Origin of the sequence: Bradyrhizobium erythrophlei, from assembly GCF_900129505.1 — a bacterium.
Lineage (GTDB): Bacteria > Pseudomonadota > Alphaproteobacteria > Rhizobiales > Xanthobacteraceae > Bradyrhizobium > Bradyrhizobium erythrophlei_D.
This window is the reverse complement of sequence record NZ_LT670818.1, coordinates 2,574,078-2,588,344: the sequence shown is the minus strand read 5'-3', so window position 1 is coordinate 2,588,344 and position 14,267 is coordinate 2,574,078. Positions and strand designations below refer to the sequence as shown.

The following is a 14,267-nucleotide window of genomic DNA, read 5'->3' as shown; positions in this document are numbered from 1 at the left end:
CTCAAGCTCGATCGCCGGACGCTCCTGCGTGCCGGCTCCGCTGCCGCCGCTATCGGGGCCGCCACGCTCGAACTGAAATGCTCCCCGTAGCCAACTCCAACTTTACGCAAAGGAGAACTTCCATGAATAGCCAAGGCGATCTTCGGCCAAGGTATCCAATGAATCGACGCGCATTCGTGAGCGTGGTGGCTGCGGGTGCGGCAAGCACTCTTATCCAGGGCACCGCCGCCGTTGCGCAGCGCGCGCCGAAGGCCCGAAACGTCGTCCTTGTGCACGGGCTGTTCGCCGAACGGGTCATGCTGGTCCGAGGTGATTGCACGATTGCAGGCAGCGGGGCTCAATGCCACAGCCGTGCAAAGTCGCAATTAGGGGTGGATGAGGTCACGCTTTCGGACAACCCGCGACTTGTGCTACTGTTTGCTTGTGGAGAGGGTCATCCTATGCCCCATCCTCCCAAGCCAGCGTCTACGAAGAATCCCGTCGTCGTGGCGGTCGGTCTGCCGGATGCACCGGTGCTGACCACACGCGCGGCTCGGGGAACAGGCATGGCGTTCCTCGAGCTCAATTGCGAACGTCGCAACGCCGGAATTACCCAGGCAGTGCGCGAAGACGCATTCTTAATCTCGCTCCAAATGAAGACGTGCCCCGATTTCGACCTCTACGCAGATGGTAGGTTGATACTGCCGAAGGGGTTTGACGCCGACGATATCGCAATCTTCGACTTAAGGACAAATTTAGCTTCTGACCTAAGAGACCCATTCCACGCCGTGGATTTCTACTTGCCACACAAAGCGCTTGTGGCCATGGGTGATGACGGGGACATACCGAGGCACATCCAAGAACTGCGTCATGCACCTGGTACCACCGTTCGGGATCCAGTCGCCCGCGATTTGCTGTTGTCTATGCGCCCGGCCCTCGCGGCAGGACCGGAGGAAACTCCCGAACTATTCGTTGACCACGTTGCACTAGCGCTTTCGATTCACGTTGCCCTTAGATACGGCGACGTCGCGGCATTGCCAAAGCAATGGGGAGGCGGTCTCGCACCATGGCAAGAGCGGCGAGCTAAGGAGTTCCTCGATGCCCACATTGGCGCGGGCATCACACTCAACGTCCTCGCTCGCGCCTGTGAACTTTCGAATAGGCACTTCACCCGAGCGTTTCGTCAGTCGACCGGGATGGCACCTCATCAGTGGCTGCAATACCGGCGGACGGAGAAAGCGAAGCATCTCCTAGATAAGTCCTCTGCTTCGCTGAGCTCTATTGCCTTGGACTGTGGTTTTGCAGACCAGAGCCACTTCACTAGGACGTTTTCGCGCGTTGTTGGCGTTCCGCCAGGGACATGGCGCCGCACGAAACGCGAATAGTTTTGGCTCGATCGTTCCACGTTTGGCCGTTTCGTTCATGGCCCAAAGGGTCACGCCTCCAATCTTAACCTGCAGGGGCCTACGACCGTGGCGAGCTTGAACGGGTTGGCCTTCATTCCCGCGCGTCATTGCGCAGACTCTTTACTGCTCTGCAATCGAATCTCACAAACTGAAATGCTCCCAGTAGCCAACTCCAACTTTACGCAAAGGAGAACTTCCATGAATAGCCAAGACGATCTTCAGCCAAGGTATCCAATGAATCGACGCACGTTCGTGAACATGGTGGCTGCGGGGGCGGCAAGCACTCTTTTCCAGGGCAACGCCGCCGCTGCGCAGTCCGCGCCGAAGGCCCGAAACGTCGTCCTTGTGCACGGGCTGTTCGCCGACGGGTCAAGCTGGTCCGAGGTGATTGCACGATTGCAGGCAGCGGGGCTCAATGCCACAGCCGTGCAAAACCCACTGACGACGCTGCCCGAAGCGGTCGCCTCGGCCGAGCGCGTGCTGGCGCGACAGGATGGTCCGACGGTCCTGGTTGGGCATTCCTTCTCCGGAATGATCGTGACAGAGGCCGGTATGCATCCGAACGTCTCGGCTCTTGTCTATGTGGCGGCGCGAGCGCCGGATGCGGGCGAGGATTACGCGGCGTTGGCCAAGACATTTCCGACGCCACCGGCGTCCGCCGGGATTGTTTTCGACGGCGATGAAGGACGCCTCAGCGAGGCTGCGTTCTTGCGCGATTTCGCCGGCGACCTGCCGGAAGCGAAGGCGAAGGTCCTTTATGCGGTCCAAGAGCCGTTCCACAAGGCTCTGCTCATGGGCAAGACGACGCATGCGGCCTGGCGGTCGAAGCCGAGTTTCTATGCCGTTTCGACGGAAGACCGGACGATCAATCCCGATCTCGAACGCTTCATGGCCAAGCGCATGGGCGCCAAGACCATCGAAGTGAAGGCGAGTCACCTGTCGCTGATATCCCAACCGGACGAGATAAGCCGGTTGATCCTGGAAGCCGCCGGACAGCCCGCTTAGCAGGTGTGCGTCCTCGTCACGGGCTGTTCGCTGATGAGTTGCGGCGACAGTCCGGACAACCGATCGAATCCCAGCGAAGAAGGCATATGTGCTATGGCCAGTCTATATTCCACAAAAGTCACGGCGAGCGGAGGCCGTCACGGTTCGATCCGCAGCGAAGACGGTTTGCTCGACCTCAAGCTCGCACTGCCCCGGGCGCTTGGCGGTAGGGGCGATGCGACCAATCCCGAACAACTCTTCGCCGGCGGGTATGCAGCCTGCTTTGAGAATGCACTCCTTCATGTGAGCCGAGATGCCGGCCACCGCTTTGGCGACGACGATATCACCGTCGCCGCCAGGATCGATCTCGGTCGAAATGAGACAGGAGGCTTCGTGTTGGCCGCCGCGCTTGCCGTGGCCATGGTTGGCATCGACCGACAGACCGCTGAACGGCTCGTCCAGGGTGCTCATGCGATCTGCCCGTACTCGAATGCGATCCGAAGCAATGTCGATGTGGCGATCTCCGTCTCGGTCCGGTGAGCCCGACCGATCGATTTCATAACCCAACCAGCCATGGAGAACAGACATGCTCATGCTTGACCGCCGGATGCTCCTGCGTGCCGGCTCTGCCGCCGTCGGGGCCGCTGCACTCGCCCCCACCGCCCCCGCCATCGCCCGTGCGCCCCAAGCGGGCAAGCAGGCGCAGCCTAGCTTCTACCGCTTCAAGCTCGGCACCATCGAGATCACCGTCGTCAGCGACGGCACGCTCGCATTCCCGGCCGAAACGCTGTGGGGCGATCGGGCCGAGGACGCAAGAGGCCTGCTCACGTCCACGTTCCAGCCGCCTAGCCCGGTAGGGCTGCAAATCAACACCATCCTCGTCAATACCGGCGACAAGCTGGTGTTGATCGACGCAGGCTGCGGCGTCGACAAATTCCAGAAAACGGCCGGCGGGTTGCTTGGCAATCTCGCCGCCGCGGGCTACGCGCCCGGCGATATCGACATGATCCTGTTCACTCACCTTCACTTCGACCACCTGTGGGGCATCAGTGACCACGAGAACGCGTCGCTGCTGTTTCCCTCGGCCGAATTCGTCGCCAACGAGGCCGAGGTCGCCTTCTGGAGCGCCCCCGAATGGGCCAACAAAGTGTCCCCCGCGCTGAAGCCGCTGGTTACCCAGGCGAATCTGAAATTGGCCAGCCCCCGGCTGCGCCTGATCAAGGCCGCGGCGGAGGTAGTGCCGGGCGTCACCACCTTCGACACCGCCGGTCACACGCCAGGCCACATCTCGGTGCATATCAGTTCCGGCAGCGAAGAAATGCTCCTCACCGGCGACGTCGTGGTCAACTCGGCGGTCAGCTTCCTGCATCCGGAATGGCCGTTCGGGTTCGACATGGACGTGCCACTGGCAACTAAGTCGCGCATGGCCTTCCTCGATCGCGCAGCGGCCGACAAGACGCTAGTCGGTAGCTACCATCTACCCTTTCCTGGCTTCGGGCACGTGGTGCGCGAGGGGAGCGCTTACCGCTGGCTGCCGGCAGATTGGCAGTGGACGAGCTGACGACTTCGCCGGCGGGGGCGGTGTGCCTCTCAAATTGCAGGATGGCGGCCAAGGCGTGCGCGCACTCAGCGCATCAACGCAATTGGTACATCCTAAACCGTGGAGACTGGAGATGCCGTTTGTAACCTTCACCGTCCGGCGCGGCCTCAGCGCCGCCGACAAGTCCCGCTTATCGGAGGCAATGTTAGAAGCCCAGGTGGTCGCCGGCTATCACCGAGCCGACCGCTTTCACCGCTTTCTCGAGGTCGACCGGGATGACCTTCTGGTAGATCCCCGCTTCCCCGACTACGCAACGGACAGAACCGATCGGTTCATGGTCGTTGAGGTAGTCATCTCCAGCGGGAGGTCGACAGGAACCGCCGCCACCCTTGCGGACGAAGCGGTCAGACTGTTCGGCGAGCGCCTACACCTCGCGCCTCAGGACATCCTATTCGTCTTCCACGAGGTGGAACCGAACCTCCCGCGCTTTCCTGCTGCGTCGATCAGGCAAGAGGCGACCGGATGCCTAAGCCGTCGAAGCGCGACCAGCTCGTGGAGGCAACGAAAGAGCATTGGGCGAGGCACTAACGTTACCCGATCGTACTCTACGGGCCGCTTCAGCTACCCTCGATCCTGCCACACAACGTCGCGCTGTATGCGTGGTTGCGATCCCTGCACACCTATCTCGCTTATTTGCTCTTCTTCACGTTCCTCGCCCATTTCGGTGCAGCCCTTTTCCACGGCCTGATCCGCCGCGATGGAGTGTTCGAGAGTATGGCGTCATGGCGTAGCAGGGCATCGAAATGAGGCAAATCCATCGTGGGATCCGCATACCCCAGGCCGAGGGCGTTCTTGCACGGATCAGTGGTTGGAGGCTGCACCATGGCGATACGATCGCGGCATGACCGCGGAAGAAAGCCACTAGAATAAGAGAGATCAGGAATGAAGAGCTGGAACGCACAAAAGACTACCCTGGCGGAGCGCCTCGCCGATGGACGCAGGTACGCTTCGGGCAAGACTATCGAAGTCGTGGATCTGCCGAATTTCCTTGAAGCGGTGATTCGGCCCGCCGACCGCGTCTGTCTGGAGGGCGACAACCAGAAACAAGCGGACGTCCTCGCCTCTGCGCTCGCCGACGTCGATCCCGCCAAGATCCACGATCTTCATATGGTCCAGTCAGGTGTCGTGCTGCCCGAGCATCTCGATGTATTCGAGAAGGGCATCGCGCGCAGGCTCGATTATTCCTATTCCGGCCCGCAGTCGGCGCGCATCGCCAAGATGCTGTTCGGCGGCAAAATCGAGCTGGGGGCGGTGCACACCTATCTTGAGCTGTTCGGGCGTTATTTTATCGACCTGACACCGCATGTCGCCCTGATCGCGGCGGTCAGCGCGGACCGAAATGGCAATCTCTATACCGGGCCCAACACCGAAGACACACCGACGGTCGTTGAGGCAACCGCCTTCAAAGATGGCTTGGTCATCGCACAGGTCAACGAGATCGTGGACAAAGTGCCACGCGTCGACATTCCGGGTGACCGCGTGCATTTCGTCGTGAATGCGGACAAACCCTTCTTTGTCGAGCCTCTGTTCACGCGCGATCCAGGCGCCATCACCGAGGGCCAGATCCTTACCGCCATGCTGGCAATCAAAGGCATTTACGCACGCTATGGTGTCAAGCGGCTGAACCACGGGATCGGGTTCAACACAGCGGCGATCGAACTTTTGCTGCCTACTTACGGCGAACGGCTGGGATTGAAGGGCAAGGTAGCTACACACCTTGCGCTCAATCCGCACCCCGCGCTAATCCCGGCGATCGAGTCCGGCTGGGTGGAGCAGATCCACTCCTTCGGATCGGAAGTGGGGATGGACGACTACATCCGCGCCCGTTCGGACATCTACTTCACTGGCCCCGACGGCGCGCTGCGTTCGAACCGCGCGTTCTGCCAGGTCGCCGGGCTCTACGCTTGCGACATGTTCATCGGCTCCACCCTGCAGATCGACCTGCAGGGGAATTCCTCCACCGTGACCACCTCGCGCATTGCTGGCTTCGGCGGGGCGCCAAATATGGGCTCTGATGCTCGGGGACGCCGCCATCCGAGCGCGCCCTGGCTGCAGGCGGGCAAGGAGGCCGACCCCGACGGCCCGCCACCCCTGCGGCGCGGCCGCAAGCTGGTCGTGCAGATCGGCGAGACCTTCGGCGACAAGAACGTCCCACTGTTCGTCGAGAAGCTCGACGCCCTGACGCTTGCCGAGAAACTGAATCTCGAACTCGCTCCTCTGATGATCTACGCCGACGACGTCACCCACATCGTCACTGAGGAGGGAATCGCCAATCTCCTGCTTTGCCGCGACAAAGATGAGCGCGAGCAGGCGATCCGTGGCGTGGCGGGCTACACCGATGTCGGCCGCGGCCGGGATGGGAAGATGGTTCGGCGCCTGCGAGAGCGAGGCGTCATCTGTCGGCCGGAAGACCTCGGCATCGATCCGCTCGATGCGGACAGGAGTCTGTTAGCGGCACGTTCTATCAAGGATCTCGTCCGATGGTCCGGTGGCCTCTATGCGCCGCCCTCCAAATTCCGCAACTGGTGAGAAGGAAGCTGCGATGGAAACCCTGAGCTATCGCCACAAAGCGCAAGAGCGCGCCGCTGGCTCCAAATCATTGGCCATCATCGGCGTTGTCGCCTCCGGAAATCTGGAAGTCCTGGTTGAGCGGTTGTTGCCCGATACGGAATGCCAGGTCGACATCAACACCGCGGCTGAAGGCTTCGGTGCGGTGTGGGAAGCGGTCGTTGCCGACTTCGTCGAGCGTCGCTCACCCGGCGGCTTGAAGCTCTCCGTCAACGATGGGGGTGCGCGTCCAGATACGGTCGCCCTGCGCCTGGCACAGGCCGTCCGCCTGATCGAGGAGGAAGATCGATGAACGCTCGAAAATTGGAGGCGCCGGATGTGTCGCGCGTCGCAAACAGCAAGACCGTGAGCTGGTACGAGGCATCCGCACGCCAGCGGGTCCGATTGATGCTCGACGCCGGCAGCTTCCAAGAGTTCATCGGCCCGGAGCAGCGTGAACAGAGTCCGCATTTGCGGGTGTTCGATCTTCCAACGCAGTTCGACGATGGCATCGTCGTCGGGCGCGGCAGGATTGCTGGCACGCCTATATACGTTGCTGCTCAGGAGGGGCGCTTCATGGGCGGCGCCTTCGGCGAGGTTCACGGCGCCAAGCTGACAGGCCTTCTACGCGCCGCGCGGGACACCAAGTCGGTGCCGGTGCTGATTCTGTTCGACACCGGCGGGGTGCGCCTGCAGGAAGCCAATGCCGGCGAATTAGCTATCGCCGAGATCATGCGCGCGCTCATCGAGGCGCGGATGGCGGGTGTGAAGATTGTCGGTCTGATTGGTGGCCGGGCGGGCTGCTACGGTGGTGGCGGATTGATTGCTGGCTGTTGCTCGGCGCTTGCCGTGTCCGAACAGGGCCGCATCAGTGTCTCCGGTCCCGAGGTCATCGAGACCAATCGCGGAGTGGAGGAGTTCGACTCCAAGGATCGCGCGCTGGTGTGGCGCACGATGGGTGGCAAACACCGGCGCTTGCTCGGCGGCGCCGAGGCTTTCGTCGACGACACGATACAGAGCTTCCGTAACATCACGCTGCATTTGATCGGATCCGTACCGGGCTTCGGCTTGGACGTTCTCAAAGCCGAGCAGGCTCGCCTGGAGGAACGCCTCCAACGCTTCGGTGACTGTGCCGACGCCATGGACATCTGGAGGGCCGAAGACATCTTCGACGCGGAAGCCGTTCCGATCATGTCTTCCTCGGACTTTATCGATCTTGCCAATAGGGATGGGGACCCACGCTATGACGCTCGATGACATTCTCGCCTCATTGTTTCCGCAAGGCCACGACGTCAGGAACTACGACGGTGTGTTGCTGGGTTCGGGGTCGTTGAAGACCGGTGGCCGCGCGGTGGTGATCGGCATCGCCGATCGAACCGCGGTCGGCGTGGACGAGGCGATCCGTCTGTCGCGCCACGTGCTGAATGCGATGGAGCGTGGCGGCACTGGTCCCATTCTAGTGTTGGTAGATAGTGACAGCCAGCGGATGAGCAAACGCGACGAGCTTCTAGGACTGAATGAATTTTTGGCTCATCTCGCCAAGTGCCTGATCTACGCCGACATGCAGGGCCGCCAAACCGTGGGCCTGCTTTACGGTCACAGCGCCGCCGGCGCTTTCCTCGCGACCGCATTGGCGACCCGGGTCCTTGTGGCGCTACCGGGGGCCGAGCCGGAGGTTATGGACCTGCCCTCGATGTCCAAGGTGACAAAGCTCTCTATCGACGTCCTCAAGGAGAAGGCCAAGTCCACACCAGTTTTCGCCCCGGGGTTGGACAACCTGGCTCAGACGGGCGCGGTGCTTTCCACCTGGGACGAGAAAACCTCACTGGCAGAGCAGCTTCAGACGCTGCTCGGCGGCGATCAGGATGGTGGCGATCGGCGCGACCGTCTCGGCAAGACTCGTAGGGGACGCCCGAAGGCGGCTGATATCGCGGAGCGTGTGCATGATCTCGCACTCCAATCAAAATAATCGGAGGCCACGCCGCCACGATCTCATCTTCGTGTCGCCGGCGGCGTGGCGCTCGTTGCTTAAGACGCGAGACGATCTTGCCGGGGAGCCGCTGGTCATCGAGTGGGTCGATCGGGGCTGGCCTCTCGTCGCACGGCGCACCCTGCCCGGCGAGGCTGACGGGCTGCCGTTGGGTTTACCTTTGCCACCATTCGCCGGCAAACGACGGCTTTCGGTTCTCATCCAGCCTGAAGATATCGTTTCGACAGCACCGCCGCCTGGGTTGAGCGCCGCCATCAGCGTAGCACCGAATCGGTGGCAGCATACACTCGGCGCAGTGGTGAGCCTGGCTTCCCGGTATGGCGTGGAGGCGCGAATCTTCGGCAGTCTGGCGTGGTGCACACTCACAGGATTGGACTACCTGACTGACACTTCGGACCTCGATCTTCTCCTGCCGATCCATTGTGGCAGCCATCTTGTACGGCTGACTGCAGATCTTGCTGCAATCGAAGCTACGGCGCCCATGCGCCTGGACGGCGAATTAGTGCGCGATGACGGTGCGGGCGTGAATTGGCGCGAACTCCACAGTGGCGCGCGCGAGTTGCTGGTCAAGACCACCGATGGCGTCGCCTTGCTCGACGCGAACCTCTTCCTCAGCAATGGGACCCAGTCATGACAGCCGCTCTAGCCCGACACTCAGACCAGAGCGGCCCAACCGAGGCGAGGTTTGCGAACGCTTATGAGGCAGAGGCCATCGCCGCCATTGCCGTCCGGTGCCTTCTGAGCGAGTTGGAGACTTGGCCCAAGCCCGGGCTCGTCAGCCATGTCGACTCCGGCAGCCATTCGGATATGAATTTTGGCACATTCCAGCGCAGCGTCGCCGCAATCAAGCCCTATCTACACGCCCTGACAGAAGCTGGTGCCAAGGGTCGTGGCATGGGGCATCTCAGGATTATCGGTCTTGAAGCCGAAGCTGCGATGTTCGCCGCGACCGGGGGTATCAACACACACCGGGGCGCCATCTTCGGATTGGGTTTGCTTTGCGCGGCTGCCGGCGCCAAGGTAGGCGGGCTGGCCGATCCCACGATGTCGCTCGGCGACGTGGTGGTGAGGCTGTGGGGCAGGAATATCTTGGATGGGCCTGTGCAGCTGCACAGCCATGGTGGCGAGGCACGCCGACATTATGGAGCTGGCGGTGCGCGAGCAGAGGCCGCTCAAGGTTTTCTGAGCGTCTATGAGGTCGGTTTGCCCGCCCTGCAATGGGGCGCCCTGATCGCACCAGGCGACACAGAAGCAGCCCGCGTACAGGCCTGTTTCGCGTTGATCGCCTCTCTTGAGGACACCAACCTTCTGCACCGGGGCGGCATGTCCGGCCTCCGCTATGCCCAGTACGCCGCCCGCGTTTTTCTTGATGATGGCGGCGTGGGTACACGCAACTGGCGCGAGCGGGCTAACGTCGTGCACCAGTCGTTCGTCACACGCCGGCTCAGTCCGGGCGGGTCGGCAGACCTTCTCGCGATGACACTCTTCATCCAGGCTTGCGAAGCAGAGTTCTTCTCATGCCGCAGGTGATCTTCACGGTGCTTGCGCCCATTTTCTTCGTTATGGCGCTTGGCTATGTCGCCGGGCGAATGCGCACCATCGACAACCATCATGTGGGAGAAATCAACGCCCTCGTCATGGATTTTGCCCTGCCGGCCTCTCTGTTCGCGTCGACCGGCTCTGCCCCGCGTGGAGAGATGATGGCGCAAGGGCCGCTCTTCGTAATCCTCGGAGCGGTCATGCTGATTATCTATCTGCTCTGGTATTTCTTCGAGCGTAGGGCCTTGAGAAGATCCAGAGGTGAAGCTGCGCTACAAGCTCTGACGGTGTCACTTCCGAACTATGCTGGGATCGGGCTGCCGATCGCGAGTACGGTCCTTGGCCCAACCGCGACCGTGTCCGTCGCGGTCGCTCTCGCGGCGGGTTCGATCCTGGTGAGCCCGATCACACTGATGCTGCTCGAACTGTCCGTTGGCAAGGGACAGAACGATGCCGAGACCTCTGCCGCACGGGTGCGCCGGGCTCTGCGGCACGCGTTGACTACGCCCGTCGTCCTAGCCCCCGTGCTGGGAATCCTGCTCTCGCTGTCCGGATTGAATTTGGGTACCGTCGCGGGAGCCTCTCTCGATCTTATCGGACAGACGGCGGGCGGCGTGGCGCTGTTCCTGACGGGCCTGATCTTGTCGGCCCAGTCGCTCCGCCTGGACCGGCAGGTCGTAGCAGCGACCGGGACGGCCAACATGGTCCGGCCCCTGCTGGTCGCCGCGATCGTTCATGTGCTTCCGGTCCCCTCAGAGATTGCCAAGGTAGCCATTCTACTGGCGGCTGCGCCGTCGGGTTTCTTCGGCATCTTGTTCGGGGTGAACTATCGGTTGGACTCGGCCCAAGTAGGCTCCACGGTAATCGCGAGCACCGCGTTCAGTATTGTGACGCTGGCGATCACCATCGCGGTGCTCTTTCCCTAATGAGGTGCTGTCGATGACACTTGCCGTCTTATGCACCGGACAGGGGCCACAGCGGTCCAATATGTTTGCCTTGACCGGCGACGCACCGGAAGCCGCGAACCTCTTTGCTCACGCAGCGACCCTACTCGGCGGACGCGACGCACGCAAAATGGTTCAAACCGATCCCGATGACACTCTGCACCAGAACCGCGTCGGACAAATTCTCTGTACGTTGCAGGCGCTGGCTGCGACGGCGACCCTCCGTGGTGCTTGGCCTCGCAGGCTGATCATTGCAGGTTACAGCGTGGGCGAAGTGGCGGCCTGGAGTGTCGCGGGCTTGATGGACGCCACGATGACCCTCGACCTTGTATCGCGACGTGCCAACGCCATGGACGCACCCAGCAGGCCCGGAGACGGCTTGCTATTCGTCCGCGGCTTGTCTTATGGCGCTGTCGAAGATCTGTGCAATCGCCATGATGCAGCGATCGCCATCGTCAATCCCGGCGACGCCTTCGTTCTCGGCGGCCCCGGTGTAGCGCTGGACATCATAGCTGATGTCGCAAAAAGGATGGGCGCCGCACGCGCCGTTCGGTTAGCGGTGAACGTGGCCTCTCACACCCCGCGCCTGGCTGCGGCCTCGTCGGAGTTCCGCAAAATTTTAGACCAAACTCCGACGAAACTTGCGCCGGACCCGAATGTGCGTCTCTTTAGCGGGATCGATGGTTCTCCTGTTGTCAACATCTCAGCCGGCTTGAACAAGCTGGCCAAACAGATCTCCCACACGGTCCAGTGGGCGCACTGCCTGGAAGGCTGCGTGGAAGCCGGAGCGAGCGTTTTCTTCGAACTCGGCCCTGGCCGGGCACTCAACGAAATGGCCGCCGGCGCTTATCCCGATATCTCGGCTCGTAGCCTGGAAGACTTCAGAACGCTACAAGGCGCGCGTGCGTGGCTCGCGCGCGTCGTCAACTGAACTAAGATAGGAGACGTGACCGAGTTGGTAGGTACGCATATCGATGTCACCGAGCAGCACCTCGCAAGGGAGGCGCTGCAAAAAGCCTTTGACGAAATCAAGCAGTCCGAGGATCGGCTTCGACTGGTCATCGACACAATCCCGACGCTGGTCTGGCGCGCCGGACCGGACGGAGTCCCCGATTTCCTCAATCAAACAGCCCTCGACTACACGGGCCTCTCACTTGACCAGGCCGAAACTGGCTGGCCTCGCGCTTTTCATCCTGACGACGAGAAGGGCATGTTGGTGAAGTGGGCCGCAATATGGGAATCAGGCATGCCGGGCGGGCTTGAAGCCAGGCTCCGGCGCTTCGATGGTGAATATCGCTGGTTCTTGTTCCAAGCCGTGCCGTTGCGCGATGAGTCGGGCAACATTGTCAAATGGTACGGGTCGTCCACCGACATCGAGGACCGCAGGCGGGCCGAGGAGGCCCTTGGCGAGCAGCGCTTGCGTGATTATGCCGAAACGGCCTCCGATTGGTACTGGGAGACCGGGCCGGACCACCGGGTCACCCGCATATCCAGTCCAGTTCGAGATCACGGAGCAGTCGAGGAATTCCGTTGAAGCCTGGCTACCATTGCTCCGGGTTACAGGTTCCCGATATCTCTTCCCAAGTCGACTTCATGCAAGTCCTCACATATCTACCTGTCAATACGCCCGGCTGGTGCATCGCTGGGTTGAAAGCATCGGCTTGGAGTCGGCCTTCTATGGCACACGCTCGATGCGGCGTACGAAGGCTGCCCAAATTTATCGCAAGACCGGCAATCTGCGCGCGGTGCAACTCCTCCTCGGCGGTACGTAGCTGGAGAGCACCGTCCGATATCTCGGGATCGAAGTCGATGACGCTCTAAATATGGCCGAGCAGATCGAGCTCTAATCGTCGACCACACCGGCTTCATGCCGGCGGTCACTAACGCGTCAAAAGCGGAAGTCTGCATTCCAATGATTTCGAACTGCTCGGGCGGAGGCCGTATAGCAACGAAAGCTACTTAGATGAACGCTCCTGGCATAGCTTCGTGATCGATCGCGGGTCGCGCCCGTGAACGCATCGCTTCCATTTCACCCAGGTTATCGCGAGATCGATATAACTCCTGTCGGGATTGTTACGTTTTTGCAATGAAAAATATCACGAACTCATATCGATTTACTATGTCACCTTCGGCACATGATCTGCGCAAAATCGGTCCGGTGCCCTGGCAACGGGTCCGGAACAGGAGAATGACCTTGTCGCACGGAAGACCCGTTTGCAGGACCGGGATGACAATGGCGCTGGTTATTGCGGGAGTATCTCTCGCTCTGGCTCAATCCAGCCCCCAGCCAGCACAGGACGGCATGCTCAAGAACGGGCCACCTGTCTGGGACGCCAATCATGACGGCGTCTACACCTGCGACGAGTGGAGGGGTTTTGCCGACCGGTTATTTGCGTCGGCGGATCGCAACCGCGACGGGCATCTCGACCGGTTCGAATTCGCAACGGTCCAAAAGGCCGACGCTGCCTTGGCGGACGCAGACTTCGGTTATTTTGACGAAAACCAGGATGGCAAGATCACGCGTATGGAGTTCGTCGAGAAGCCGAGCGCGTTCATCTTGCGGTTCGACAGGAACGGTGACTGCCGTGTCACTGCGGATGAAATCAAAGCGGGGGTCACCCCGAAGGGTCCACAGGGGCCGGCTGAACGGCCTCGGGACAGGTTTCATTGAAACTAGGAAAGCCCGCGCGCGGCCCAGCTAAACACGCGCAGGCCAACGCCAACACCGAGCGCAGCGTACCTTTGTCAATGAACGCACAGAGCAGCTGCGGAAGCGCGGCCAACTAATGATAAGCGTTCCCGTGCGATCGGGCTCTAGCCGACGAGGAATATTCCGTAATGCCGATGTCAGGTCTCCGCGCCTGTCGATCGGTCCGCGTCTGATGCACCGCCGCGAGTTGGTTCGTATGGGAGTATTTCGAAGGCGCGCTATTGGATGCACCGGCATCGGCGCGACCGGACACAATGAGTGCCGCGGCAATCATCGCGAATGTTCCAGTAATGGAAGCAAGGCTCTTGTACATTGCGCCCTCCATCTGGTTCGAGACAACCCAAACGGAACAGACTCGATGTTTCCTGGGCGCGACGACTCTGTTCGGCGTCTTGTTGTCCCTTCCAGCGAAGATGATCTCGCTTTTCCAGAAGCGCAATAATCAATCATCTAATGCCCGAAAGATCGGCAAGGCGATCCTTCGATCAAAAAAACGGCAAAGCGGGGTCGAAAAGCTGAGAACTCAAGATAGATCGGGATACTGCAGTGTGGCAACGGCCACTGATCC

General features: G+C 61.1%; 15 protein-coding genes and 3 pseudogenes. All 18 read left to right on the top strand.

Features of this window, described 5'->3' with window-relative positions:
• Positions 1–158: 158 nt before the first annotated feature.
• Positions 159–360: pseudogene (locus tag B5525_RS43810) on the top strand (alpha/beta hydrolase); the annotation flags it as partial.
• Positions 297–1,364: a helix-turn-helix domain-containing protein gene (locus B5525_RS47495; RefSeq protein WP_154073173.1), complete on the top strand. Its 1,068-nt coding sequence runs from the start codon at positions 297–299 to the stop codon at positions 1,362–1,364. The pseudogene B5525_RS43810 and the gene B5525_RS47495, both read left to right, overlap by 64 nt.
• Before the next feature lie 255 nt (positions 1,365–1,619).
• Positions 1,620–2,390: an alpha/beta fold hydrolase gene (locus B5525_RS12155; RefSeq protein WP_079566221.1), complete on the top strand. Its 771-nt coding sequence runs from the start codon at positions 1,620–1,622 to the stop codon at positions 2,388–2,390.
• 33 nt (positions 2,391–2,423) lie between these two features.
• Entirely contained in the window at positions 2,424–2,909 is a 486-nt protein-coding gene (locus B5525_RS12150; protein WP_338075276.1) for an organic hydroperoxide resistance protein, read from the top strand.
• 46 nt (positions 2,910–2,955) lie between these two features.
• Positions 2,956–3,930 (top strand): MBL fold metallo-hydrolase, encoded by a 975-nt coding sequence (locus B5525_RS12145; RefSeq protein WP_079566219.1) that lies wholly within the window; start codon positions 2,956–2,958, stop codon positions 3,928–3,930.
• A 112-nt stretch (positions 3,931–4,042) separates the two neighbouring features.
• Positions 4,043–4,324: pseudogene (locus tag B5525_RS47785) on the top strand (tautomerase family protein); the annotation flags it as partial.
• 248 nt (positions 4,325–4,572) lie between these two features.
• The gene (locus tag B5525_RS46210; protein ID WP_425305265.1) at positions 4,573–4,716 is read left to right on the top strand and encodes a hypothetical protein; all 144 of its coding nucleotides are present in this window, start codon (positions 4,573–4,575) and stop codon (positions 4,714–4,716) included.
• Positions 4,717–4,851: 135 nt separating this feature from the next.
• Positions 4,852–6,498: a malonate decarboxylase subunit alpha gene (gene mdcA, locus B5525_RS12130; RefSeq protein ID WP_079566216.1), complete on the top strand. Its 1,647-nt coding sequence runs from the start codon at positions 4,852–4,854 to the stop codon at positions 6,496–6,498.
• Between the two features lie 13 nt (positions 6,499–6,511).
• Positions 6,512–6,829 (top strand): malonate decarboxylase acyl carrier protein, encoded by a 318-nt coding sequence (gene mdcC, locus B5525_RS12125; RefSeq protein WP_079566215.1) that lies wholly within the window; start codon positions 6,512–6,514, stop codon positions 6,827–6,829.
• The gene (locus tag B5525_RS12120) at positions 6,826–7,773 is read left to right on the top strand and encodes a biotin-independent malonate decarboxylase subunit beta (RefSeq protein ID WP_154073172.1); all 948 of its coding nucleotides are present in this window, start codon (positions 6,826–6,828) and stop codon (positions 7,771–7,773) included. The genes mdcC and B5525_RS12120 overlap by 4 nt, the downstream gene beginning before the upstream one ends.
• On the top strand, positions 7,760–8,485 hold the full coding sequence (gene mdcE / locus B5525_RS12115; protein WP_079573257.1) for a biotin-independent malonate decarboxylase subunit gamma: 726 nt from the start codon (positions 7,760–7,762) through the stop codon (positions 8,483–8,485). The genes B5525_RS12120 and mdcE overlap by 14 nt, the downstream gene beginning before the upstream one ends.
• Positions 8,460–9,140: a malonate decarboxylase holo-[acyl-carrier-protein] synthase gene (mdcG, locus tag B5525_RS12110; RefSeq protein WP_079566214.1), complete on the top strand. Its 681-nt coding sequence runs from the start codon at positions 8,460–8,462 to the stop codon at positions 9,138–9,140. The genes mdcE and mdcG overlap by 26 nt, the downstream gene beginning before the upstream one ends.
• Positions 9,137–10,036 carry a triphosphoribosyl-dephospho-CoA synthase MdcB gene (mdcB, locus tag B5525_RS12105; protein WP_079566213.1) on the top strand — a complete coding sequence of 300 codons (900 nt, stop codon included), beginning with the start codon at positions 9,137–9,139 and terminating at the stop codon, positions 10,034–10,036. Before mdcG ends, mdcB begins: the two co-directional genes overlap by 4 nt.
• Positions 10,024–10,971: an AEC family transporter gene (locus tag B5525_RS12100; RefSeq protein ID WP_079566212.1), complete on the top strand. Its 948-nt coding sequence runs from the start codon at positions 10,024–10,026 to the stop codon at positions 10,969–10,971. The genes mdcB and B5525_RS12100 overlap by 13 nt, the downstream gene beginning before the upstream one ends.
• 13 nt (positions 10,972–10,984) lie before the next feature.
• Positions 10,985–11,920 carry an acyltransferase domain-containing protein gene (locus B5525_RS12095; RefSeq protein ID WP_079566211.1) on the top strand — a complete coding sequence of 312 codons (936 nt, stop codon included), beginning with the start codon at positions 10,985–10,987 and terminating at the stop codon, positions 11,918–11,920.
• Positions 11,921–11,935: 15 nt separating this feature from the next.
• Positions 11,936–12,523 carry a PAS domain-containing protein gene (locus B5525_RS12090; protein WP_172899857.1) on the top strand — a complete coding sequence of 196 codons (588 nt, stop codon included), beginning with the start codon at positions 11,936–11,938 and terminating at the stop codon, positions 12,521–12,523.
• Positions 12,480–12,836 (top strand): annotated as a pseudogene (locus tag B5525_RS46205) (tyrosine-type recombinase/integrase); the annotation flags it as partial. The gene B5525_RS12090 and the pseudogene B5525_RS46205, both read left to right, overlap by 44 nt.
• Before the next feature lie 380 nt (positions 12,837–13,216).
• Positions 13,217–13,660, top strand: a complete 444-nt coding sequence (locus tag B5525_RS12080) for an EF-hand domain-containing protein (RefSeq protein ID WP_172899856.1) — start codon at positions 13,217–13,219, stop codon at positions 13,658–13,660.
• Positions 13,661–14,267: the final 607 nt, after the last annotated feature.